This window comes from Limosilactobacillus reuteri subsp. simiae, from assembly GCF_020784875.1.
GTDB classification, from domain to species: Bacteria; Bacillota; Bacilli; order Lactobacillales; family Lactobacillaceae; genus Limosilactobacillus; species Limosilactobacillus reuteri_H.
Window position 1 is genome coordinate 64300 of record NZ_JAJGUI010000096.1, and the last position, 23055, is coordinate 87354.

Consider the following 23055-nt stretch of genomic DNA (forward strand, 5'->3'; position numbering starts at 1 on the left):
TATGAATCACTTTTATGACGAAAAACTTCGCCGTGAAAAGGTTTTTCGCGATCCAATTCACGGACAAATTATTGTCGATAATCAAATTATTATGGACCTAATTAATACTCCTGAGTTTCAACGATTACGACGAATCAAGCAGCTAGGAACTTCATCATTTACCTTTCATGGTGCCGAGCATTCCCGCTTTGGCCACTGCTTAGGCGTCTATGAAATTACCCGCCAAATGTGCAACTATTTCCAGCGAAACTATCCTAGTCAGCATCCTGGCGACGGCCTATGGGATGATCACGAACGACCAGTCGCCTTATGTGCAGCCCTCCTCCATGATTTAGGGCATGGTCCTTATTCCCATACATTTGAGCATATTTTCCATACAAACCATGAGCAAATTACTCGCCAGTTGATCACTGACAGCAGCACTAACATTAATAAGATATTACAACGGGTATCACCTGACTTCCCTCATCAAGTTGCTAGTGTGATCGACCATACTTATGAGAATCCACAAGTAGTTCAAATGATTTCAAGTCAGGTTGACGCGGACCGGATGGACTACTTGCAACGAGACGCGTATTACACAGGAACAAACTACGGGAAGTTTGATCTTGATCGTGTTCTTCATGTTATGCGACCGGTTAAGAGGGGGATTGCCTTTGAAATTTCGGGGATGCATGCGGTAGAAGATTACATTATTAGCCGGCTTCAGATGTACCTGCAAGTCTACTTCCATCCCGTTTCCCGTTCAATGGAAGTTATCTTAGACCACCTCTTAATGCGGGCAAAATATATTTACCAGCACCCAAATGACTTTGAACCTGACTTCACCCCTCATATGCTGATGCCATTTTTTAATGGTAAGTTCACCCTGGATGACTATTTGGCGCTTGACGATGGTGTCTTAACCACTTATTTTATTCATTGGACCCATTCTCGTGATGATATTTTAAGCGATCTTGCTAGTCGTTTTCTTAATCGCCGACCATTTAAATCAGTCATTTATGATCAAAATACAAAAAAGCTTTTACCAACTTTACGAAAGCTAATTCAGACTGCTGGATTTAATAGCCAGTATTACACCGCAGTTAACGATAGCTTTAAACTTCCGTATGATACTTATCATCCACAAGATTCTAATACCCAAACGCAGATCGAGCTTCTCCAACCTAATGGCGATTTTATTGAGTTATCCCAAGTTAGTACCTTGGTCGCCAGCGTATCGGGACGAGAAGCCGGAGATCAACGGTTCTTTTTCCCAAAAGAGATGCTTGAAACGCGAAACAATATTGAAATTTTCGAACCAATCTATGAAGAATTTCAAAGCTATATCAAAAACAATCATATTATCAACCCAAAGGAGCAAAAATAATGGCAATTAAATTAGTCGCAATCGATATCGATGGAACATTAATCAATGACCAACGCCAAATTACACCACAAACTGTTGCCGCAATAAAAAAAGCCAGCGCGCAGGGAGTAAAGATCGTCTTATGCACTGGGCGTCCCATGACAGGCGTAAAGGCATACCTTGACCAACTGGACTTAAATGATTCAGATAATGAATTTGTTATTAGCTTCAACGGTGCGTTGGCCCAATCAACTAGTGGCAACGTCTTGGTAAACTACACTATGTCTTTCAATGACTATGCAGACTGGCAAACTTATTGTATTAAAGAGGGTGTCAAGTCCCAGATTGAAACCCGGGATTACATCTACACAATTAACCGAGATTTAAGTCCCTATACAGTCTACGAGTCAGATCTTGTAAGTATGCCAATCCGTTACCGCACCTTTGAAGAACTTTCTAAAATGCAAGATCAATACGTAATCGCCAAGGCAATGATGGTTGATACTAAAGAACGAATTGACAAAGCATGGGCAGAACTTCCGGCAGAAATGCGTGATCGCTTTTCCATTGTCCGCAGTGAAGACTTTTATTTGGAATTCATGAATAAACAAGCAAGTAAAGGAAATGCTCTTCAATTACTTAGTGAAGAACTCGGAATTAAAAAAGATGAAGTAATGGCCCTTGGCAACGCACAAAACGATGATTCAATGATCGAATTTGCGGGGTTAGGGGTAGCGATGGGAAACTCAATTCCTGGCACCTTAAAGATCGCTGACGTAACAACTGCTGATAATAATCATGATGGTGTTGGAAAAGCGATTGAAGAATATGTATTAAACTAAAAAAAGCGGTAACTGTAGCTCTTTTCACAGGCTAGGACAGTTACCGTTTTTAATTATGTTTACGATGCCATTCATTAATTTGATCCATCCGTGCTTGAAAGCGTGGTTCCCGCCCCTGAGTACTAGGATGATAAAAAGTTTGACCATCCAGTTCTGGCGGCATCGTCTTCATCGTGGTTAATTTATCTTTAGTATCATGCGCATACTGGTAATTTTTACCGTAATCCAACTCTTTCATTAACTTTGTCGGCGCGTTTCGGATCGTTAGGGGGACAGGTAAATTCCCCGTCTTTTTGATCACGCGTTTTGCTATCTGGCGAGCAGTATATGCCGCATTGGACTTAGGAGCTAGTGAAAGATAGATGACACACTCTGTTAAGTGGACATCACATTCAGGCATTCCCAAAAACTGACAAGCATTAAAAGTATTAACTGCTACCTGTAGGGCATTAGTATCTGCTAGTCCAATGTCTTCACTAGCAAAGCGAACTAATCGCCGCGCAATATACAATGGATCTTCCCCACCATCAATCATCCGCGAGCACCAATAAACGGCCGCATCTACATCACTATTACGCATTGATTTGTGAAGAGCAGAAATAATATTGTAATGCTCTTCACCTTTTTTGTCGTATCTTAATGATTTAGTGTTAATCAATTGCTTCAAGGTATCCATCGTTAACGTAACTTTTTGCTCATTCTTTTCGCTGTTTAGTACCGCCATTTCTAACGTATTAAGCGCAATCCGGGCATCCCCGTTCGCAAATTGAGCAATTAATGGAATAACTCCTTCCTCACAATTAATTATCATCCCCGGAAAACCATGCGGATGTTTTAAGGCGTGTTGTAACACTTCTTCAATATCACTAACACTAAGAGAGTTAAGAACAAATACCCGACACCGACTCAGCAAGGCAGCATTAATTTCAAAGGACGGATTCTCAGTTGTCGCACCGATTAAAATAATACTTCCCCGTTCGACAAAGGGTAAGAATGCATCTTGCTGAGCCTTGTTAAAACGATGAATTTCATCAATAAAGCAAACCGTTCGTTCACCATATTCACGGTTTTGTTCTGCCTCTTCCATGATTTTACGGATATCACGAATGCTGCTTGTTACTGCACTAAAAGTAATGAAGTGGGATTTTGTCTGCTTGGCAATAATTTCAGCTAATGTGGTTTTGCCAACCCCTGGCGGTCCCCAAAAAATCAGTGATGATAATTGATCATTCATGATAATTTCCCGTAAGATCTTATCTTTTCCTAATAAGTGTTGCTGACCAACAAATTCATCAATACTAGTTGGACGAACACGATTAGCTAGCGGCGTGTTTTGTTCGCTATTTTGGTTGAATAATGATTCCTGATGCATACTTCCCCTCCTCATACAAAAAAGCAGGAGTCCAGCTACTTATTCGCTGGCTCTTGCTCGAATATCGTTATTATCAATAAATTATTAAGCGATCTTTGTTACCGCTCCAGTTTGACTGTTATATTGGTAAATACCAATCAAGCTTGCAACAGTGTTATCACTATTATTTTGCCGAACTTCAAACTTGTAAACATTACCAGTCTTACCAGTTGGCATAATTTGGTAACCTTGAGAGCCACTAAAGCCCATCTTGTTAGCAAATTGTTGTACTACATTATCGCTAGTTGCATCAGATGCAGCTTGGTTAGCAGCAGAGGATGATTGTTGAGTTGCTGCACTTGTAGAACTGGATTGCTTATTTGTTTGCTTGCCATTATTAGTAGATGATGAAGCTTGAGAACTAGTAGAACCCTGTGCAGAACTTACCTTGCTTTGTAAATCAGCGTATGCATTCCGCATTGCCGGACTAGTTGACTTTTGTGATTTCAAATTGTTCTTAGCACCATCATAATCGCCATTTTCATATGCTTTTTGGGCATCCATGTAGCTTTGTAAATCATCAGCAAGTGCTTCCGTTTGAGCATTATGATCATTTAATTGGTTTAACTGTTCATAAGCCCCTTCATAATCATGATTTTGGATAAGCTTATTAGCTGTACGGTAAGCCTTTGAAGCTTTACTTTCGGAAGAACGGACAGACGACGATGTGCTGGAAGAACTTGTATCACTACTTGACGCAGATTGTTTACCACAACCAGCTAAGGCAAAGATAGTAGCGACTGCAGCTGTTCCAACCATTGCTTTTTTGAAAAACTTAATTGTTGTCATTTTTCTCCTCCTTATTTCACATCGTATTATAACATGAATTGATAATGACTGTTTGTCTTTCCCAAATCTTTATTTTCTTTTAAAACAGAAATGGAATATAAGAAAGGGCCGAAAGAAAACGATTTTTCCTTTCGACCTACTTATTTACTAATCTCAGTTTACTTAAGCCTTACTTCTTTTCTAGCTGTGCACTTTGAAATACTTGCTTAAATAGTGGACTAACCGGACGATTTTCGTTAATCCGTTTGATTGCATCCCCAATTAGTGGAGCAACCGATACCTGCTTGATTTTATCGATTTGTTTTTCTTTTGGCAATTGAATTGAGTCCGTTACAACAACTTCTTTAAGTGGTGCATTCCGTAAACGTTCAATTGCTGGGCCAGATAATACCGCATGGGTACATGATGCGTAGACTTCTTCTGCACCGGCATCTATTAATGCTTGCGAACCTAAACTAATAGTTCCCGCAGTATCAATCATGTCATCAATCATAATACACTTCTTACCCTTAACGTCTCCAATAATATTCATGATTTGAGCAACATTCGCCCGTGGACGCCGCTTGTCAATAATCGCAATTGGAGATTTTAAAAACTCGGCAAGTGCTCGCGCCCGTGTTACTCCACCATGATCAGGAGAAATAACAACTGCATTTTCAGCAACACCCTGGTTGATAAAATACTCTGCTAAAAGAGGAGCACCCATCAAATGATCGACAGGGATATCAAAGAACCCTTGAATTTGTGCGGCATGAAGATCAAGTGCAATAATCCGATCAACACCGGAATTTTGCAACATATTAGCAACCAACTTAGCAGTGATTGGTTCACGGCTCCGTGCTTTTCGGTCTTGACGGGCATAACCATAGTATGGCATCACCACGTTAATCGTCTTGGCACTAGCACGACGAAGCGCATCTACCATAATTAACAACTCCATTAAGTTGTCATTAACTGGGGCAGAAGTCGACTGGATGACATAAACATTGTCTCCTCGCACACTTTCCTCAATATTAATTTGGATCTCACCATCACTAAAACGATTAACAGATAATTTTCCTAAATCAACCCCGACATGCTTAGCAATCTTTTCTGCTAAGGGACGGTTTGAATTTAACGCAAAGATTTTTAAATTTTGATCAAAATATTGCTGTGTCATTAGGTCCTCCGCTGATTAATAAAAGTTATACTACTACCACTTACATAATATAAATTAGTGAGGCAAAAAGCAAGTTACCATGGTAGCTTCTTAGCATAATTTTCTTTATTAACCTGCCGTGCCCGCGCAATTGCCATATCATATTGTTCTGTACTGTCTGTAATGGTCGAACCAGCAGCGACAAATGAATCCTTAGCAATATTAACCGGAGCCACTAGGTTACTGTTACTACCGATAAAGGCATGGTCCCCAACATTGGTATGGTGCTTATTTGTCCCATCGTAGTTAACAAAGACAACTCCACAGCCAACATTAATATTCTTACCTAAAGTAGCATTACCGATATAAGTCAAATGACCGACCTTTGTTCCTTCACCAATGTAAGCCTTCTTAACCTCACAGAAGTTACCAATATGAACATTTTCGCCAATTTCTGCTTCTGGACGCAAGTGACTATTAGGACCGATATCACTGCCATTGTGCATTTCTGCTTCTTGAAGGGTAGAAGAAATGATTTTAACCCCATCGTGAATCTTGGAATCAGTGATCCGTGAACCAGCACCGATATAACAATCGTTACCAATTTCTGTATGCCCCTTGATCACAACGCCACCTTCAATAACTGTATCGCGACCAATCTTAACATCAGCATCAATATAAGTTGTTTCAGGATCAATCATTGAAACCCCTTCACGCATCCAATGAGTATTAATCCGGTTACGCATTACCTTGTTTGCGCGTGCAAGGGCAACTCGGTCATTTACCCCCATTGATTCGTCAAAGTTATCCATCTTGTAGGCTGTTACGATCTCATTTTCTTGCTTTAAAATGCCAATAACATCAGTTAAATAGTATTCACCCTGAGCATTATCATTCGTGATCTTGCTAAGGGCTGCAAAGAGTTTCTTGTTATCAAAACAGTAAACCCCGGTATTAATTTCCTTAATTGCCTGTTCTTGAACAGTAGCATCTTTTTGTTCCACGATTCGTTCAACGATTCCAACATCATTTCGCACAATCCGGCCATAACCAGTTGGATCAGGAGCAATAGAAGTCAAAATAGTGGCTGCCGCATGCCGCTGTTCATGATATTCAAAGAGCTTTTCAAAAGTCTCAGCTGTAAATAAAGGAGTATCACCACTGACAATAATAGTTTCACCATCTTCATTTGCAAGAAGGTCTTTTGTTTGCATTACGGCATGTCCAGTTCCAAGCTGTTGTTCTTGAAGCGCATACTTAGTACGGTGTCCCAATTGCTGTTCAACTGTTTCCGCCCCAAAACCAACAATTGTAATAATATTATCAATCTTGGCCTTTTCCAATTGGGTTAAAACATGCTCAACCATTGTCTTACCACAAACTTGGTGTAAAACCTTGTATAGCTTTGAGCGCATCCGTGTACCTTTACCAGCAGCTAAAATAATTGCATTACGTTTTGTCATTTCCTAATTCTCCACTTTCTTATCAAACACGTTTGCCATGAAGCTTCCTGCTTGTGCTGCAATCTTCTTCTCCGTGCCATCTTTGGTTTCCACTTTGATTAATGAAGTACAGTTATCGACTAACCGTTGCCCGTTTACTGGACGACCCTCTGCAAAGACAGTGATTCCAACCAAGTTAGCATCAAATTCTTTAATCAAAGATTTCATTCCGTTAATCGTGCCGCCGCCCTTCATAAAGTCGTCAACAACCAAGACATTCGCCCCAGCTGATAATGTACGACGGGACAATTCCATCTTCTTTATCCGTTGGACGGACCCAGAAACATAATTAACGCTTACAGTAGGTCCTTCAGTAATGTGTGAACTATTACGAACAATAACAAATGGTTTATTCATATACATCGCAACGCTTTGAGCAATCGGAATTCCTTTAGTCTCAACTGTCATAATAACATCAACATCAGTATCAACGTATTGAGTAGCGATTAACTTACCGATCTGCCGTAAAATTTCTGGTTGGCCGATTAAATCTGATAAGTAAACATAACCTCCCGGTAGCAAACGCGAGTCATCATTAACCCGGTCAACCAAGTTATCAATGGCCGCCTGAGCATTTTCCTTAGAATAAAATGGCGTTAATACCGCGCCACCACTTGCACCAGGAATTGTTTCTAATCGTCCCTGTCCCCAAGTTTGGAAGGTATGTTTAACAATTCCTAAATCTTCACTGATTGATGACTTAGCTGAGTCGTAACGCTCACCAAAAAACTTCAACGATACTAATGATCGCGGATGTTCAAGCAAGTAACGTGTCATATCCACCAATCGGTTACTCCGTCTAATTTTCATGTTCTTTCTCTGCCTTTCAAAAAGGATTAATTAACATTGATTTTAACATAAAATGTTCGGATTTTCGGCAAAATTTTAGTATTTACTGAGAAAAAGGGTGGAGGCCAGCGATCACTCATGATCTCATTTTTTGATGCAAAGTTAGTCTCTAACAGTCTTCGCAAGTAATAATGGTCTCTAACATTTAACTTTGAGTGTTAGAGACCATTGTTATACTGTGCTGTTTACCTCTGCCCCGCCTTCTTCAATAAAATTAATTTGATTCGATAAATTTACTATAAAGCAGAGCCACTGTATAGATAATAACTTCAATCACTGCAATAAAGAAACTAACCGGCCAATCTGTCAAATAACCGAGAAAAAGACCAAGCCATGTGCCTAACAGTGAAAATAAAATTGCTAAAATAATCATCCGTGCTACACCATGCGTAAAGTATTTAGCACTAGCAGCGGGTAATGTTAGGAGAATAAAAATTAGCAAAGAACCGACAATCTGAGCAGCGACACTAACACTCAAAGCAAGTAATAAAAGAAAAACAACAGAAATTATTGTTTGATTTATCCCACTGACCTGCGCACCAATCGCATCAAAGGAGTCAAACTTAAGCCGGCGATACATTAACAATAGAATGACCAAAACAAGAATAGAAAGGTAGACAAGTTGCCATACCTCATTCAAACTAATTCCAACCACACTACCAAACAAAATACTTGTTGCTGAGCTAGCTGACTGACTGCTCAAAGATAAGAAAAGAATTCCTAAGCCAATGAACAGCGCTGAAACGGCACTAATAACCGCTTCTCGTCGTGATTCTTTTATACTCATTTGTCCAACAATAACTGAACTTAACATTGTAAACAGAATCATCCCATTTAGTGCTGGCCATCCAGCAAAAACGGCAAAAGCACCACCAGCAAATCCAATTTCAGACAAGGTATGCGTTAAGAATGATAAATTTCGTGCAACGACAAAAACTCCAATAATTCCACAAATAATCGCAATAAATGTACTAGCGACAAATGCATGACGCATAAAACTTAAAGTTAACATTACTTTTTATCCCCCTTTACCGGACTGGGTAACTCATTAATTGGCCCAGTGGAATAAGAACCGGGAGACAAATACAAGAAACGAGTTCCATATTGTTCTGCTAGATCCCAATCATGAGTAATAAACATTACACTCAAACCATTTTGTTGAAAACGAGTTACCAGGTCTAGCAATTCATACTTCATTTCATTGTCCAGACTTGCCGTCGATTCGTCCAGAATAAGGAGATTTGGATTGGGTAATAAAGCTTGAGCAAGATATGCTCGTTGCTTCTCACCCCCTGATGCTAAACCAAGGGGCCGTTCAGCAATCTTTGTTAGGTTATTTTCACGAATCATCCGTTCAACACGGTTTCGCTCGCTTTTAGTCAGCCATGGTAAAAGGCGTGGTTTAGTATTTAAAGCAACAAAATCACGAATAGAAAGTGGGTATTCCTCATCAATATTACGAAACTGAGGAACGTAACCAAGACGCGTACTTTGTGGAATAGTTATTGTCCCGCTTTTCGGTTTTAAAAAACCAAGCATCGAGCGAACAAGAGTCGTTTTTCCTACCCCATTTTCACCAACCACGACGAGAAAATCCCCTTCATTAATGGAGAAGCTTAAATGATCGATTACAGTATGATTTCCATAAGCGATCGTTAAATCATCAACTGATACAACTGCCATTATCTTCTTAATTCTCCTTTTGTTGAATGCGAGACAATGCTTGGTATTGCTTAAGCATCCACTGCATATAGTCATCCCCATTCGGCTTTGTTTCCGTTACCTTTAATACTGGAACATCATGTTCATGGGCAAGCTTAACTAAATTATCAACAACTTTATCACTTGTCTGCGAATTATCAACAAAGAAGGCAATTTGGTGATTAATGATTGCTTGTTGAATTTCTTCAATATCTTTTGGTGATGGATCGTTTCCATCTTCAACAGCTTTTTCGAAATGTTTGTCCATAATTTGATAACCAGCATTTTCTAAGGCGTAATCAAAAACTGGTTCACTAACTGCAACACGATTATTATTAGGATTTACCTGGCGCTTCACTTTCGCAATTTCTTCATTAAGTGGTTGAAGAGAAGCTAAATATTTTCGCGCATTCTTTTGGTAATCCTTAGCGTGTTGCGGATCAATTTTGCCATATTGAGTTGCAAGGTCATTTGCTAACTTTTCGACCGTCTCAGGCGCATACCAAATATGCTCATTGTCACCGGCTTTCTTACCGGTTAATGATGCCACATCAATTACCTTAATCTTATTACGATTACTGCTTGATTTAACAAGTTTGTTTACCCAGCTATCATAGCCAAGGCCATTTTCAATTACTACATTGGCTTTGGCAACTTGCTGGGCTTGCTTAGTATTGGGTTGATAATCATGGGGATCAACTGAAGCATTGTCAATAAATGAAATCACTTGGCCATGATCGCCAGCTACTTTCTGTGCTACTTCACCATAGAAATTCAATCCGGTTACCACTCTAATTGGCTTTTGATTTTTCCCCATCGATTTCCACGGAACAAAGGATAAACCAAGAATTATAACCAACAAAGCAATAATGCTACTAATACCGATAATATATTTTTTCATTCTTTCCCTCTTTTTAATCGTAATCATTACTATTTAGAACAATGAATATAATATCGAACTTTATGTCGGATTGCAACTATAAAAATAAAAAGGACAAGAGGCTGAGAGAAAACTTTGTTTTCTCTCAGCCTCAACTGTTTTCACAAACAATAGCAAGATAACGTGGAACTAGCTTCGCGTCGTCACAAGGCTCGAGGCTAAGTACGAACGGTAATCAGCCCGTGTGCCGTGCCAATCATCGTTCTAGCTTAGCCCACCGCCTTGTCGAGGAGATTATTTCCCACTTCCTATCTATTGTCCTTAAATATGATCAAAGCAAAGTTACAACATGAACGTCGCGACAAAATCCCCGGATACTATTTTGAATCCGTTTTGCTCGCGATTCTGTATGGCAGATTGCGAAGACGGTTGGTCCCGTCCCGCTCATTTGTGCAACATCGGCCCCCAATTCTTTCATCTTATTCTTTAAACGACCGATTTCTGGATAAAACTTCATCGTTAAAGGCTCTAAAACATTTCCCATATATTTTGTCGCTTCTTGCCAATCCTCTTCCTTTAGATTCGCAAGTAAAGCTTCATTGTTAAGATGATGAAGCTTTTCATAATTAATTTGCCGTAAAATTTGCGGTGTGGAGACACTGATCTTTTGTTTTGCAATCACGGCCCAATAGTGGGGTTGTGGTGGTAACAATTCAATTTTTTCACCATGACCAGTAACATGGGCTAATTTGTTGTATATACAATACGGGACATCAGAATCAATCGTTAATGCGATCTTTGCTAATTCTGATAAACTCAATCCCAACCGCCAAATACTATTTAATGCTCGTAAAACTGCCGCTGCATCTGAAGAGCCACCACCCAATCCGGCCGCAACCGGGATTTGCTTCTTAATCCGAATCGTAACACCATCTTTACAATGAAAACGACTACGTAAAATATGAGCTGCTTGGTATGCTAGATTACGTTGGTCATTAGGTAAAAAGCCACTATTTGTATAGACTTTAATTGTTGCAGGGCGCCGGTGTGTCTCAACAGTTACATAATCAGCCAGGTCTGCCGAGACCATTACCATATCCCATTGAGGAGAACCATCAAAATATCGCATCGGCGTATCTAAACTCAAATTCAATTTTGCTGGTGCTTTTTCTGTAACTATCATCCGGCAACCCTCCTTATTTGTAATAATTTAGTTAGTTAAATTATACTAACGGAACTATAATCCTTGCAACTACTGTTTCCTAACTATTCCTAAAGCAAAAGGAGTGAATAAAAACTGCCTTCCTGTTGAAAGGTATTTTTACTCACTCCTATTATTTTATAAATATGAATTTTAATTTATCAGTTTATTCTGCTTCATCGAAGGCAATTGAAATATTTCGTGTTAACAAATCAGTATAACTATAGGAAACTCGATCCAATGTTCCTTGTTCATCATTTAAATGAATAACAAATACTGCAGGATAAGTCTTACTTAAAATACCGTGATGGGTGGTAATACGTTTACGTCCAGCTTGCGCTTTTACTAAAACATGCTCGCCAATCCGCTCATCTAGCTTCTTCTTAATTTCTACAATGCTATTAGGCACGACTCCTTCACCTCACTGTAGACTAGCATACTCTTTTTTTACACAAAAAGCAAAATTGTACCATAATGTTTTATAACGGTCAACCATCTTTTACAAGAGATTTTGCTGGTGAAGAGCATTCGCAAGTTCAATAAATTGTTCGAGGGTTAACTTTTCCGGCCGGATTTGTGGCGAAATATCCAGCTGAGCTAAAACAGCAGTCATTTTCTCTTTTATCGCCGGATCCTTACCAATTACACTTTGCAAGTTATTCCAAAGACTCTTGCGACGATGAGCAAAGCATCCCCGGATAAAGCCAAATAATTTTTGCTTATCAAAAGGCTGAACTGGAAGCGGATTTGTCCGTGGCGTTAATACCACAATTGCTGAATCAACATTAGGTGACGGCACGAATACTTTTCGTGAAACATCAAAAGCAATTTTAGCTTGCATTTGGTATTCAATCGCTAATGTCAACGCACCATATTGTTTAGTTCCTGGTTTAGCAGTGAGTCGTTGAGCAACTTCCTTTTGCATCATCACACAAATCGTCGCCCACTCAACAGGACTAGCCAGCAAATTCATTAGAATGGGACTCGTAATGTAATAAGGAAGATTGGCAACCACCTTAATTGGTCGACTAGGATCCTTAAATTCCTTTTTGATTAACTCTGGTAAATTAGCTTGAAGGACATCTTGATTAATCACTTTTACATTATCATATGGTGATAATACTTCTTTTAATACCGGAATTAAATCTTGATCAATTTCTAAGGCTAAAACTTCTCCCGCCGCTTGTGCTAATTGCTCCGTTAAAGCACCAATTCCGGGACCAATCTCAATTACATTGTCATTAGCTGTAATATCCGCTGCCTCAACGATATTTTTTAAGACGTTCAAATCAGTAAGGAAATTCTGGCCGAAACTCTTTTTTGTTCGGATCCCGTACTTTTCCATTATCGCGCGGGTACGTGTTCGACTACCAATTTCTGGTGAATTACTCATGATCTGCCTCCTGATTTATTTGCTTAATCGCTTTTTCAAATGTTGCCCGGTCAACTTGAAACATGTTTAAACGGTGAATCAATTGTTTCCCATTTCCATAACCGATTCCGAGTAATTGCCCTAACTTTTCACGCCGTTTTCGTGAATCTGCTTGACCTGTTAATCCCCATTTTTGCAAATCTTCTCGCTTAAAAACTTGCTGAGGTGTCGTTGTTTGAGTATAAAGGTGCTCCAAAGCTGATTTTATAATTGCTGGCGTTGCATGCTCAACTCCTAAGCTACCGTGAGTCTCAGTTGGCACACCATCTTTTCGTTTAATAAAAGCATGCTTAACGCCAGGAATAGCTTCACTGATTATTTTTCTAATCCGCTCCCCGTTAAAGTCTGGATCAGTAAAAACAATTAGGCCTCGGCTTGCTTGCAATTTTTTTAACTTCGCCAAGTCAGCCGTTGAAATTGCAGATCCATTTGTTTCGTAAGTATCGGCATCAACCGCTTTTAAAATTTGCTTAGTATCATCTTTACCTTCAACAACTATAACTTCTTTTATTCTAATCATAGGCCTCTTTCTTCATTTTCCAAAAATAAGCGGCGGGCGTTCGTAAATGTTTTATATGCCACTTTGCCAGCATCAACCTGCTTTAAATCTGCAATTGCATCCACCGTAAATTTAGTAAAACCGGGTTCGTTTTGCTTTCCTCGGTATGGAAGTGGAGTTAGGTAAGGAGCATCCGTTTCAACCATCATCTTTTCCAGGGGAACAACTAATGCTGCTTCATGGACTTCTGTCGCATTTTTGAAGCTTACGACACCACTAAATGAAATCATCATCCCGAGATCCATAAATTTCTCTGCCCATTCTGGCGTCCCGTTAAAACTATGCATAACCCCGCCAAATTCATCGACGTGGGCATTCCGCAAAATTTCATACGTATCAGCTAGTGCATCCCGGCAGTGAATTGAGACCGGTAATTTAAGTTCTCGCGCCCACTCAAGCTGTTCAGCAAAAATTTCTTGTTGTTGCCGGTGAGGAGAATGCTCGTCATTATAATAATCTAAGCCAATCTCTCCAATTCCTACAACTAAGGGATCTGCTAATTGTTGGCGTAACTCTTTCTTGGTTTCACTATTCCAATTAGCAATATCTTCTGGATGCCAACCAATAATTGGATGCAGGTTATCATACTGGTGTCCCAACTTTAAGGCACGGGTATTCAGTAGTTGGTTTGAGCCAACAATATTCATCTCCGTCACGCCATAATGAGCAGCACGGTTAATAAAGGCAGGCACATCATCATAAAACGCATCGTCATTTAGGTGGGTATGGGAATCATAAACCAATTGCTGGTGTTGATGATTACGCACTTTATTCAACGCCCATTCCAGGTACTAAATTGTCAGGAACAGTTACTACTTGAACATTACCGTCTTTTTCAGCAGACAAAAGCATTCCTTGGCTTAATTCGCCCCGCATTTTCCGTGGTTTCAAATTAGCAACAATCAAAACTTTCTTACCTACTAAAACAGAAGGATCTGGATACCATTTAGCAATTCCAGAAAGGATTTGACGACCTTCTTCTGTTCCATCATCCATGTGGAATTTTAGAAGCTTATCAGCACCTTCTACATGATCGGCAGCAGTGATTTGAGCTACTTTCAATTCAACTTTGTCAAAGACATCAATCCGAATTGGCTTTTTGCCATCTGTTTTCTCTTCTTGTGCTGTTTCTTGGGCTTTTTCTTTTGCTTCAGCCATTGCCTTTCTTCCTTTCTTCTTCTCGTTTGCTGTCATCTTGCTCTTAATAAACTCAACCTCGGCCTTCACGTCCAAACGTGGGAAGATCGGAGTTCCTTTGGCGACAACCTGAGCTTCTGCTGGGAAATCATTAAATTGAAGATCAGTTAATGATAAGTCAGTCCCTTCAATCCCAAGTTGTTCAACAATTTGTTTTGGTGCATGCGGCATAATTGGTTGAATTAGGGCTGCAATAATCCGTAAACTCTTTGCTAGATGAGTCATCACATCAGATAATACATCCTTCTTACTATCATCTTTTGCTAATACCCATGGTTCAGTTTCATCAATGTACTTGTTAGCACGACTAACCAGCTTCCAAACAGTTGCCAATGCTTCAGCAAACCGTGTTTTATCCATTAATTCTTTATACTCAGCAATTACATCACTAGCAGTTTGTTCTAAATCAGCATCAAAATCAGTCGTTGCATCATTAGCGCCAACTAATTTACCATTTTGATACTTATTAATCATCGCAACAGTCCGATTGAGCAAGTTTCCTAGATCGTTAGCAAGATCATAGTTTACCTTATCAACAAAGTCTTCTGGACTAAAGACGCCATCATTACCAAATGGCATTGCCCGCAATAAGTAGTAACGTGTGGCGTCAAGGCCGTAGCGATCAACAAGAGTTTCAGGATAAATAACATTTCCCTTTGATTTCGACATCTTACCGTCACGCATTGTTAACCAGCCATGACCGATGATGTGTTTTGGCAATGGTAAGCCAAGCGCATGAAGCATGATTGGCCAGTAAATCGTATGGAAACGAACAATTTCTTTTCCTACCATATGAACGTCAGCAGGCCAGTACTTCTTGAAAAGACTATCATCATCACTACCATATCCCAGTGCAGTAATATAGTTTGATAATGCATCAATCCATACGTATACCACGTGCTTAGGATCACTAGGAACCTTAACCCCCCAGTTAAATGATGTCCGCGTAACTGCAAGATCTTCTAGTCCTGGCTTTAAGAAGTTATTAATCATTTCATTCATCCGTGATTGTGGTTCGATAAAATCAGGATGTTCCTTATAGTAGTTCATTAACCAGTCAGCATACTTGCTCATCTTAAAGAAGTATGATTCTTCCTCAACTAATTGAACTTCATGACCTGATGGCGCTTTTCCACCGATCACATTACCGTCTTCATCACGGTAAACTTCTGCTAACTGACTTTCTGTGAAGTATTCTTCATCATCAACCGAGTACCAACCAGTATACTTGCCCTTGTAAATATCCCCTTGGTCAAGCAATTGTTGAAAAATCTTTTGGACAGCTTTTTCATGGTAGTCATCGGTTGTCCGAATAAACTTGTCATTTGTAATTTCAAGTTTTTTCCATAGCTCTTTAATTTGGGCAGCCATTTGATCAACGTATTCTTGTGGCTTCATACCGAGCTTTTCAGCCTTTTGTTCAATCTTAAGGCCATGCTCATCGGTTCCTGTCAAGTAGAATACGTCATAGCCCATCAAACGCTTAAAACGTGCTTCTGCATCACATGCAATTGTTGTGTATGAATTACCAATATGAAGTTTACCAGATGGATAGTAAATTGGTGTTGTAATGTAATAAGTTGGTTTTTGTTCAGCCATATGAGGCCCCTCTTTCTAAGATATTACTAATTAAGATTTAACATTTAGTATAGCATTTTATTAGGACTTGCTCCATCCTAAAACAGATCAAGCTGTTCTGGCGATTTAGGTGCCAATCCCTCGAATTCAATATTCATCATTTTTTGAAGACTCAATGCATTGGGTGCGGCATCCTTAGCTGAGTTATTGTTGAAGATAACACAGAGTTCTTTAGGTTGCGGCTGCAAGGACTCAATTTGTTTTTTAAAGAATTGGAGTTCTTCCGTCGAATATCGATATAAAGTCCGCGTTTTCCGCCATTCTTTTCCTTGATTTTCCCATCCTTTTCGATTACGACCATGAAGGCGCAACATTGCTAAGTCGGGATTAGTTGTTGCAAGCAAAAACGGTACGGACGTTGGCGTATTATGGGGTTCATCAGCGGCCACTAATGTGAAATTGAGTTCACGACAGAAATCTAAGACTGACGGTAAAATTTCTTTCTTATACCAAGTTTGATTACGAAATTCGACTGCAATTGGCAAGTTTCCTAACCATTCTCGAATTAATCGTAAGTAGGAAAAGTCACGCACAGTTGCATCAAAATATGGAGGAAACTGAAACAATATCGTCTTTAATTGCCCAGCAGCTACTAAGGGTGAGATTGTCCGGCGATATTGTTGAAAGACCTGTTCCAGTTCGCCACGTTCTTGATTTCGCTGATGCAATGTCATTTTCTGGTTAGCTTTAACGATAAACTGAAAAGTTGGGGGAACAGTAGCAAGCCAGTTTTGAATCGTTGATATCTGAGGTAAAGCATAGAAAAAAGTATCCACCTCAACGACTGGAAAATGTTGAGCATACTCATCAAGCCTTACTGGGCGTTGTTCATCATGAATGAGTACTGGATGCTCTGTCCAAGTTGTCATCCCCATTGTTATTTTCATCTTTAATCCTCTCTTTCGTACCTCAAAAATCCTCATCAAATTACTTAGCAAATTCTTATACACCACAAAATAAATCTATATTCATTTTTTAAGGACTCGAATCGTTGCTTTTATCGCTTTTATTCATTTTTGCAGTAAAAAGCGAACGGATTATGCATTATTTTCACATATTAAAATGAAAGCGTTTCTCATACTTCGTTATTTCTCTAGGAAAAACATTCAAAACATGTTATTTTACAAGTGAACAATATGAAAGGAGCGATCAGAAATGCTACTAAAGAACAAAGGTATTCGTCACATTTTTTATCAAGAAAAGGCTGCTACTAAAAAGAAGGGTTCTCATTTAGTAGCACTCCCATTCAAAGTTGATGGGAAGGTCGTTTTCTTTGAATAACTACTGGAGCAAAAAGAAGCTGGAAATTGTCCTCAGACAACTGCAGCTTCTTTTTTATACTTTTAATTCGTCAAAGAATTTTGTTGCGTCGTCCTGAACCATTTGAAAGTCAAAAGGAAATTGCAATAACTGCTGATTAACAGCAATCACCTTTGCATTTGGATTGCGGTAATCTAGCAAGCCCGCAAATGGGTATACTTTCATCGAAGTACCCACAATCACAACTAAATCAGCTTGTTGCATTGCCTTGACAGAATTGACAATATCCTCTTGCTTAATTCCTTCATCATATAACACAATATCCGGACGCAAGGGACCATTATCCTTTTGATGCAAGCGACTATTCAAATATTCACTCACCGGAACTGTTTCATGACACTTTTCACAATAAACGTGGAAGAGATTCCCATGAAAATCAATTAAGTGTTTTGTTCCAGCTTCTTCATATAAGTTATCAATATTTTGCGTTATAACTGTCGCACGATCCTGTTGCGTCAACGCTGCCTGTTTTTGATGAATTACGTTAGGCTTTGCATCTGGAAAATATAAATTCTGCTTGCAAAATTCGTAAAAGCCTTCTGGATCACTAACAAAATAACGGTGACTTAAATAATATTCAGCATTCCGATTTTGCGTATATAAACCGTTTGCTGACCTAAAATCAGGAATACCAGAAGCAGTTGAGACACCAGCTCCCGTTAGAAAGACAATATTTTTTGCGTCGTCAAATGTTTTTTGAATCGTCGCATCCATCTAACTCACTTCCTTACAATGTATGGAATGCTATTCTGTTCAAGAAATTCCTTCACTGGTTGATCATATATCTTCTTAAATTCTTCTGGCGCATTTTGAGCCGGTGCCGGAAGAGTAAACGAATTTTGACCATCATTCCGCCGAAGACCAACATAGGCACGCTTATCTGTCCCCCGTTCTTTCATATCAGAGTGATAGATTTCAAAAACTTGACGCATCTCTAAACGTAATTGCCGGGCACTTAATACCGGTGAGAGAGTTGTATATTCATTATTATGTAAGGCTGGTAAGCCCCATTCCTGCATTTGTTGATCAAACAAAGAATAAATCTTAACAATTGACCGGCGCATATCGAATGGTGACTTAATTGGCTTCTTTGTAATCTCAGCATACATCTTTTTGGCTGCAGCTAGTGCGAGAGGGTACTTTTCTGCCAAAATTTTTTCATACTTTGAAATGTGATCACCATAAAAGACTAAGGCATCCAAAAGGGTTAATAACCGCAACGTCCGTTCATCATCTTCCTCTTTTTCCGGAGTTAATGTGTGTTCAATCCCTTTTAGATACTGCTCTTCAATCTCATCGGTAATAAAACCATGCTTACGTTGTTCTGCAACCACTACTCGATGCATGGCAATGTTATACAAATCCGTTGACATAATCATCATCTGTTCATCGAGTTCCTTATCACCAAGAGACAGTTGGAAAAAGATTTGTGGAAACCCTTTTAGCAACATCAAAAGGTGCAATAACTCATGTGAAGCAGTGTAATTTGGGGCAGTCAAGTCAGTCACTATAATAACCAAAGCACCAGGAATAGTTTGTTGAGTTGCTTGGTCATGGCGAACGTATCCTGACTTGTCACCATGAAACTGAACAAAGACACTGCCTTCAGGATATAGACTGTTAACCTGATCAAGGAGTGCTTGATTTTCTTTATTTAGTGTGATTCTCTCTTCAGTCATTAACTTGGTCCTTTCTGATTGTTGATAATATTTCTTTAGCAAGTGCTTGGTCAACATGTGATCGCTGCTTTAATTGAGCTACCACTAACGGTACTTCTGCTGGCGTAGCTCCGACACTTGCCGCTAATGAGCGATATTGGAGTTTCATATGACCAGCTTGAATCCCAGTAGTTGTCAATGCCCGCAAAGCAGCCAAATTTTGTGCTAATCCGACACTTGCTGTCACTGCCGCTAACTCTTCGGCACTTTTAATTTGACTAATATGATAGTTTATTTTTGTCATCTTATTTAATCCAATTGAACCACCAATTACACCAACTGGTAAAGGAAGAACAATTTTTCCTACCAAGTAGTCGTCCTGGATTTCCCAAGTACTTAATCCTCGATATTGTCCATCACGAGCAGCATAGGCATGGGCCCCGCTTTCAATTGCCCGCCAGTCATTTCCACTGGCGATCATGACCGCATCGATCCCGTTCATTATTCCTTTATTATGGGTAGCTGCTCGATAAGGATCAACTTGTGCAAGATCACTAAGACGAGCAATTCGTTGAGCAACCTCTTTACCATCCATCTCCGGAGTTGCTAAGTATCGAAAATCAACTTTACAAGTAGCGGTTTGCAGACTCTGCGTGGCAAGATTGCTTAAAATTGCGGTAATAACATGGAAGCCCTGGTCTGTTAACCATTTCCCAACCTCTTCTGCCATCGTATTGACACTATTAGCGCCCATTGCCTGACAAACATCAATCCCTAGGTCAATGCTAATAAAGTCCCCAGGGGTGCGAACTTTCATCGACTTCGCACCCCCGCCTCGTGCCTGCATTGAGGGATGAGCCTGGTTAGCAATTGTTAAAATCTCATCTTGGTGTTCTAATAACCATGCTTTAACTGCTGCTTTATCGGTCACGTCATCTAACACAACTTGCCCCACTAATTGTCGGTCTTGCCGAGGAGCAGTAAATCCTCCCGACCTACTTACCCGGTGTGCACCATTGCTAGCAGCGGCTATGACTGATGGTTCTTCAATCACCATTGGCACAACATATGGACGATTATTTACGGTTATATTTAAGGCTACTCCTTCAGGTAAAGAATAATCAGTAATATAATTTTCGACTAACTCATCCCCTAAATCTGAACTTGTATTTGCTAATACTTGCTCTTCCATAGGGGATAGGTGACGAGCTTTTGCTAATTGTTGACGTCGATCATCGGCAGATAACTTATAAAAACCGTGTTGCCAATCAGTCATGGTGTCGCTTCCTTTGATTTACATATTCAGTGATGATTCCTTCGCGGACACCACTCTCTGAAAAAATAACCCGGCCATCACTGTTGCGTTGCAAAAGGGTTACAAGAGGCAGCATTCCACCAATAATAATATCTGCTCGTTCCGGTTCTAGGCCAGTCATCCGTTTACGCTGGGCCAAGTTCCGATTTAATAATTCACGGTAAGTCGCAAATACTACTCGTGAGGAGAGTTGATACCCATGAATCGAACCGTTTCGGCGGTGATGGTGATGATAGGATTGAGTCATGCGCGCCAAAGTCCGGTTAGCACCACCTAATAAAACAATCGGAACACGCGTTGCATATCGTAACCACGGAATCTTGGTCAATCGTTCATTCATAGCTACCTGAGCACGAAAAAGGTCAGCCGAACGAACATAGCCATTTAAGTGGTATTGTTCTGATAAATTAACAGCTCCCACCGGAATAGAAATCAAATTACGTGCTTTTCGCTGTTGCACCAATATCAATTCACAACTTGCTCCACCAACATCTAGAATCAAACAGTGGTTAAGTCGCAATGTCCGAACAACGCCTAGGTAATCATAATAGGCTTCTTTTTTACCAGATAAAACTTGTAGATGAATACCGACTTCTTGTTGAACACGATTCAAAAACTCTTGACGATTTCGTGCTTGCCGAACTGCAGCAGTTGTGATCGCACGAACTTTAATATTGGGAATCTCTTGGTAGATTTTCTTAAATCGTTTTAGAGCCGCAATTGTGCGTTCAATTGCACTCTCTTGTAACATTTTTTCTCGTCCCATTCCCTCAGATAAACGTGTATTTTCTTTTACACGTCGAATTTCACGAAATCGTCCATCTGGAGCAATTTCTGTTATTGCCATTCGGGCCGAGTTTGAGCCGAGGTCTACAATCGCGAGGTTTTCCACCATTTTCACCTCCGCTTTAATTAATTATTTTTCGTATAAATACATCTCTTTTATGTTACCATGTTCTGCTATGGGAGACACGAAAAAAAACGGGGCTCAGGGAAAAACTTATTTTCCTAACAGCCTCGCTTTTTTAGTTTATATTTTTAGCCAAAGTAGTTAATCCCGATTGCATCACGAACTTCTTTAAGCGTCTGGTTTGCAACCTCATTTGCCCGTGCTGAGCCTTCTTTAAGAACTTGATCAACATAATCAATATTAGCTGCATACTCTTCACGCCGCTTGCGAATTGGTTCAAGTTCAGCTTCAAGAACTTCATTTAAGTAACGTTTGATCTTAACATCCCCAAGGCCACCAGCTTGGTATTGCTCCTTCAATTTAGCAACTTGCTCTTTGTCTGGATCAAAGATGTCAAGGTAAGTAAAGACAGTATTGCCTTCAACGTGACCAGGATCACTAACCTTGATATGTGTTGGATCAGTATACATCGACATTACTTTCTTTTGCACTGTATCAGCATCATCGGAAAGATAAATTGCATTGCCAAGCGACTTACTCATCTTTGCATTACCATCTAGCCCTGGAATCCGTCCTTGACCCTTTGGTGGGAATACCCCTTCAGGCTCAACTAAAATATCTTGTTGGTAAATTCGATTGAATGTCCGCACAATCTCACGCGTTTGTTCAAGCATTGGTTCTTGGTCGTCACCAACCGGCACTGTATCAGCCTTAAATGCTGTAATATCTGCTGCTTGGCTTACTGGATAAGTAAAGAATCCAGCCGGCACACTTTCACCAAACTTCTTTTGCTTAATCTCAGTCTTAACAGTTGGGTTTCGGCGTAAACGCGCAACAGTTACTAAGTTAAGATAGTGCATCGTTAATTCACTCAATGCTGGAATTTGTGATTGAACCAAAATTGTCGATTTCTTTGGATCAATTCCAACTGCCAAATAATCAAGAGCAACTTCATGGAGACTTCGACGGATTTTTTCAGGATCACGGGCATTATCAGTCAATGCTTGCTGGTCAGCAATCATGATAAAGGTATCATATTTACCCGTATTTTGTAATTCAACCCGATTCTTTAACGAACCTACATAGTGTCCAATATGCAACTTACCTGTTGGTCGATCACCAGTTAAAATAACGTGTTTTTCTTCTGCCATTTTAAATTCCTCCTAAATTACAAAACGCCCTACTTAGTCATATAAACTAAATAGGACGCTTTTCGCGCGGTGCCACCTAAATTGCAATCATTATTGCCGCTCATTATGTATCTTGTTGTGACCATTTCGCACTTTGGGGACCTTTTCACCGACCGTCCCTCGCTAAGGCTCGCGCTACTTAATATCTTTAATTTTAATCCAACTCCTACTAAAA

General features: G+C 39.8%; 23 protein-coding genes. 3 read left to right on the top strand and 20 right to left on the bottom strand.

The features are described from left to right. Position 1 precedes the first annotated feature (1 nt). The gene (locus tag LMC10_RS03745; RefSeq protein WP_229268963.1) at positions 2–1369 is read left to right on the top strand and encodes an HD domain-containing protein; all 1368 of its coding nucleotides are present in this window, start codon (positions 2–4) and stop codon (positions 1367–1369) included. After that, positions 1369–2190 carry a sugar-phosphatase gene (gene yidA / locus LMC10_RS03750; RefSeq protein ID WP_229268964.1) on the top strand — a complete coding sequence of 274 codons (822 nt, stop codon included), beginning with the start codon at positions 1369–1371 and terminating at the stop codon, positions 2188–2190. Before LMC10_RS03745 ends, yidA begins: the two co-directional genes overlap by 1 nt. Positions 2191–2239: 49 nt before the next feature. Here the strand turns inward: yidA and LMC10_RS03755 are convergent, their stop codons facing one another. The 15 genes from LMC10_RS03755 to LMC10_RS03825 all read right to left on the bottom strand — a co-directional run bounded on the left by LMC10_RS03755 (position 2240) and on the right by LMC10_RS03825 (position 17374). Continuing rightward, the gene (locus LMC10_RS03755; protein WP_229268965.1) at positions 2240–3562 is read right to left on the bottom strand and encodes a replication-associated recombination protein A; all 1323 of its coding nucleotides are present in this window, start codon (positions 3560–3562) and stop codon (positions 2240–2242) included. Positions 3563–3646: 84 nt separating this feature from the next. Further along, positions 3647–4390, bottom strand: coding sequence for a hypothetical protein (locus LMC10_RS03760; protein ID WP_229268966.1), 744 nt, complete (start codon positions 4388–4390; stop codon positions 3647–3649). Between the two features lie 169 nt (positions 4391–4559). Then, complete coding sequence (locus tag LMC10_RS03765) at positions 4560–5549, bottom strand: ribose-phosphate diphosphokinase (protein WP_003667197.1); 990 nt, start codon at positions 5547–5549, stop codon at positions 4560–4562. A gap of 74 nt (positions 5550–5623) precedes the next feature. Next, positions 5624–6991 (bottom strand): bifunctional UDP-N-acetylglucosamine diphosphorylase/glucosamine-1-phosphate N-acetyltransferase GlmU, encoded by a 1368-nt coding sequence (glmU, locus tag LMC10_RS03770; RefSeq protein WP_003665587.1) that lies wholly within the window; start codon positions 6989–6991, stop codon positions 5624–5626. Between the two features lie 3 nt (positions 6992–6994). Then, positions 6995–7840, bottom strand: coding sequence for a pur operon repressor (gene purR / locus LMC10_RS03775; RefSeq protein WP_229268967.1), 846 nt, complete (start codon positions 7838–7840; stop codon positions 6995–6997). Between the two features lie 253 nt (positions 7841–8093). Then, positions 8094–8891, bottom strand: coding sequence for a metal ABC transporter permease (locus LMC10_RS03780; protein WP_229268968.1), 798 nt, complete (start codon positions 8889–8891; stop codon positions 8094–8096). Continuing rightward, on the bottom strand, positions 8891–9562 hold the full coding sequence (locus tag LMC10_RS03785; protein ID WP_003667190.1) for a metal ABC transporter ATP-binding protein: 672 nt from the start codon (positions 9560–9562) through the stop codon (positions 8891–8893). Before LMC10_RS03785 ends, LMC10_RS03780 begins: the two co-directional genes overlap by 1 nt. 7 nt (positions 9563–9569) lie before the next feature. Next, positions 9570–10481: a metal ABC transporter solute-binding protein, Zn/Mn family gene (locus LMC10_RS03790; protein ID WP_229268969.1), complete on the bottom strand. Its 912-nt coding sequence runs from the start codon at positions 10479–10481 to the stop codon at positions 9570–9572. Between the two features lie 310 nt (positions 10482–10791). After that, positions 10792–11643 carry a 4-(cytidine 5'-diphospho)-2-C-methyl-D-erythritol kinase gene (gene ispE / locus LMC10_RS03795; RefSeq protein ID WP_229268970.1) on the bottom strand — a complete coding sequence of 284 codons (852 nt, stop codon included), beginning with the start codon at positions 11641–11643 and terminating at the stop codon, positions 10792–10794. A gap of 184 nt (positions 11644–11827) precedes the next feature. Then, complete coding sequence (locus tag LMC10_RS03800) at positions 11828–12070, bottom strand: Veg family protein (RefSeq protein ID WP_003665581.1); 243 nt, start codon at positions 12068–12070, stop codon at positions 11828–11830. A gap of 90 nt (positions 12071–12160) precedes the next feature. Beyond that, positions 12161–13054, bottom strand: a complete 894-nt coding sequence (rsmA, locus tag LMC10_RS03805) for a 16S rRNA (adenine(1518)-N(6)/adenine(1519)-N(6))-dimethyltransferase RsmA (RefSeq protein ID WP_229268971.1) — start codon at positions 13052–13054, stop codon at positions 12161–12163. After that, complete coding sequence (gene rnmV, locus LMC10_RS03810; protein WP_229268972.1) at positions 13047–13613, bottom strand: ribonuclease M5; 567 nt, start codon at positions 13611–13613, stop codon at positions 13047–13049. Before rnmV ends, rsmA begins: the two co-directional genes overlap by 8 nt. Next, the gene (locus LMC10_RS03815; RefSeq protein ID WP_229268973.1) at positions 13610–14428 is read right to left on the bottom strand and encodes a TatD family hydrolase; all 819 of its coding nucleotides are present in this window, start codon (positions 14426–14428) and stop codon (positions 13610–13612) included. The genes rnmV and LMC10_RS03815 overlap by 4 nt, the downstream gene beginning before the upstream one ends. Then, a complete protein-coding gene (metG, locus tag LMC10_RS03820) occupies positions 14421–16448 on the bottom strand; it encodes a methionine--tRNA ligase (RefSeq protein ID WP_229268974.1) in 2028 nt (675 codons plus the stop codon). Before metG ends, LMC10_RS03815 begins: the two co-directional genes overlap by 8 nt. A 77-nt stretch (positions 16449–16525) precedes the next feature. Further along, positions 16526–17374: a DUF72 domain-containing protein gene (locus LMC10_RS03825; protein ID WP_229268975.1), complete on the bottom strand. Its 849-nt coding sequence runs from the start codon at positions 17372–17374 to the stop codon at positions 16526–16528. Positions 17375–17642: 268 nt separating this feature from the next. Here LMC10_RS03825 and LMC10_RS10480 point away from each other — a divergent pair, with 268 nt between their 5' ends. Continuing rightward, a complete protein-coding gene (locus LMC10_RS10480; protein ID WP_267495627.1) occupies positions 17643–17768 on the top strand; it encodes a hypothetical protein in 126 nt (41 codons plus the stop codon). 54 nt (positions 17769–17822) lie between these two features. On the opposite strand, the gene LMC10_RS03830 is transcribed toward LMC10_RS10480, so the two are convergent. From LMC10_RS03830 to trpS, 5 genes are all read right to left on the bottom strand, one after another. Next, on the bottom strand, positions 17823–18521 hold the full coding sequence (locus LMC10_RS03830; RefSeq protein WP_216271234.1) for an NAD-dependent protein deacylase: 699 nt from the start codon (positions 18519–18521) through the stop codon (positions 17823–17825). A 5-nt stretch (positions 18522–18526) separates the two neighbouring features. Next, positions 18527–19486 (bottom strand): IpaB/EvcA family protein, encoded by a 960-nt coding sequence (locus tag LMC10_RS03835; RefSeq protein ID WP_229268976.1) that lies wholly within the window; start codon positions 19484–19486, stop codon positions 18527–18529. Next, positions 19479–20741: a hydroxymethylglutaryl-CoA reductase, degradative gene (locus LMC10_RS03840; protein ID WP_229268977.1), complete on the bottom strand. Its 1263-nt coding sequence runs from the start codon at positions 20739–20741 to the stop codon at positions 19479–19481. The genes LMC10_RS03835 and LMC10_RS03840 overlap by 8 nt, the downstream gene beginning before the upstream one ends. Continuing rightward, positions 20734–21675: a Ppx/GppA family phosphatase gene (locus LMC10_RS03845; protein ID WP_003665564.1), complete on the bottom strand. Its 942-nt coding sequence runs from the start codon at positions 21673–21675 to the stop codon at positions 20734–20736. The genes LMC10_RS03840 and LMC10_RS03845 overlap by 8 nt, the downstream gene beginning before the upstream one ends. A 143-nt stretch (positions 21676–21818) precedes the next feature. Beyond that, complete coding sequence (trpS, locus tag LMC10_RS03850; protein WP_169470833.1) at positions 21819–22841, bottom strand: tryptophan--tRNA ligase; 1023 nt, start codon at positions 22839–22841, stop codon at positions 21819–21821. Positions 22842–23055: the final 214 nt, after the last annotated feature.

Bases quoted from the DNA above. Each gene is read 5' to 3' on its own strand.
- glmU (WP_003665587.1), bottom strand. From the start codon at position 6,991: ATGACAAAACGTAATGCAATTATTTTAGCTGCTGGTAAAGGTACACGG.
- ispE (WP_229268970.1), bottom strand. From the start codon at position 11,643: ATGATAGTTACAGAAAAAGCACCAGCAAAATTGAATTTGAGTTTAGAT.
- LMC10_RS03790 (WP_229268969.1), bottom strand. From the start codon at position 10,481: ATGAAAAAATATATTATCGGTATTAGTAGCATTATTGCTTTGTTGGTT.
- LMC10_RS03760 (WP_229268966.1), bottom strand. From the start codon at position 4,390: ATGACAACAATTAAGTTTTTCAAAAAAGCAATGGTTGGAACAGCTGCA.
- LMC10_RS03830 (WP_216271234.1), bottom strand. From the start codon at position 18,521: ATGGATGCGACGATTCAAAAAACATTTGACGACGCAAAAAATATTGTC.
- LMC10_RS03840 (WP_229268977.1), bottom strand. From the start codon at position 20,741: ATGACTGATTGGCAACACGGTTTTTATAAGTTATCTGCCGATGATCGA.
- LMC10_RS03835 (WP_229268976.1), bottom strand. From the start codon at position 19,486: ATGACTGAAGAGAGAATCACACTAAATAAAGAAAATCAAGCACTCCTT.
- rsmA (WP_229268971.1), bottom strand. From the start codon at position 13,054: ATGAGTAATTCACCAGAAATTGGTAGTCGAACACGTACCCGCGCGATA.
- purR (WP_229268967.1), bottom strand. From the start codon at position 7,840: ATGAAAATTAGACGGAGTAACCGATTGGTGGATATGACACGTTACTTG.
- LMC10_RS03780 (WP_229268968.1), bottom strand. From the start codon at position 8,891: ATGTTAACTTTAAGTTTTATGCGTCATGCATTTGTCGCTAGTACATTT.
- metG (WP_229268974.1), bottom strand. From the start codon at position 16,448: ATGGCTGAACAAAAACCAACTTATTACATTACAACACCAATTTACTAT.
- LMC10_RS03845 (WP_003665564.1), bottom strand. From the start codon at position 21,675: ATGGTGGAAAACCTCGCGATTGTAGACCTCGGCTCAAACTCGGCCCGA.
- LMC10_RS03745 (WP_229268963.1), top strand. From the start codon at position 2: ATGAATCACTTTTATGACGAAAAACTTCGCCGTGAAAAGGTTTTTCGC.
- LMC10_RS10480 (WP_267495627.1), top strand. From the start codon at position 17,643: ATGCTACTAAAGAACAAAGGTATTCGTCACATTTTTTATCAAGAAAAG.
- yidA (WP_229268964.1), top strand. From the start codon at position 1,369: ATGGCAATTAAATTAGTCGCAATCGATATCGATGGAACATTAATCAAT.
- LMC10_RS03755 (WP_229268965.1), bottom strand. From the start codon at position 3,562: ATGCATCAGGAATCATTATTCAACCAAAATAGCGAACAAAACACGCCG.
- rnmV (WP_229268972.1), bottom strand. From the start codon at position 13,613: ATGATTAGAATAAAAGAAGTTATAGTTGTTGAAGGTAAAGATGATACT.
- LMC10_RS03765 (WP_003667197.1), bottom strand. From the start codon at position 5,549: ATGACACAGCAATATTTTGATCAAAATTTAAAAATCTTTGCGTTAAAT.
- trpS (WP_169470833.1), bottom strand. From the start codon at position 22,841: ATGGCAGAAGAAAAACACGTTATTTTAACTGGTGATCGACCAACAGGT.
- LMC10_RS03825 (WP_229268975.1), bottom strand. From the start codon at position 17,374: ATGAAAATAACAATGGGGATGACAACTTGGACAGAGCATCCAGTACTC.
- LMC10_RS03785 (WP_003667190.1), bottom strand. From the start codon at position 9,562: ATGGCAGTTGTATCAGTTGATGATTTAACGATCGCTTATGGAAATCAT.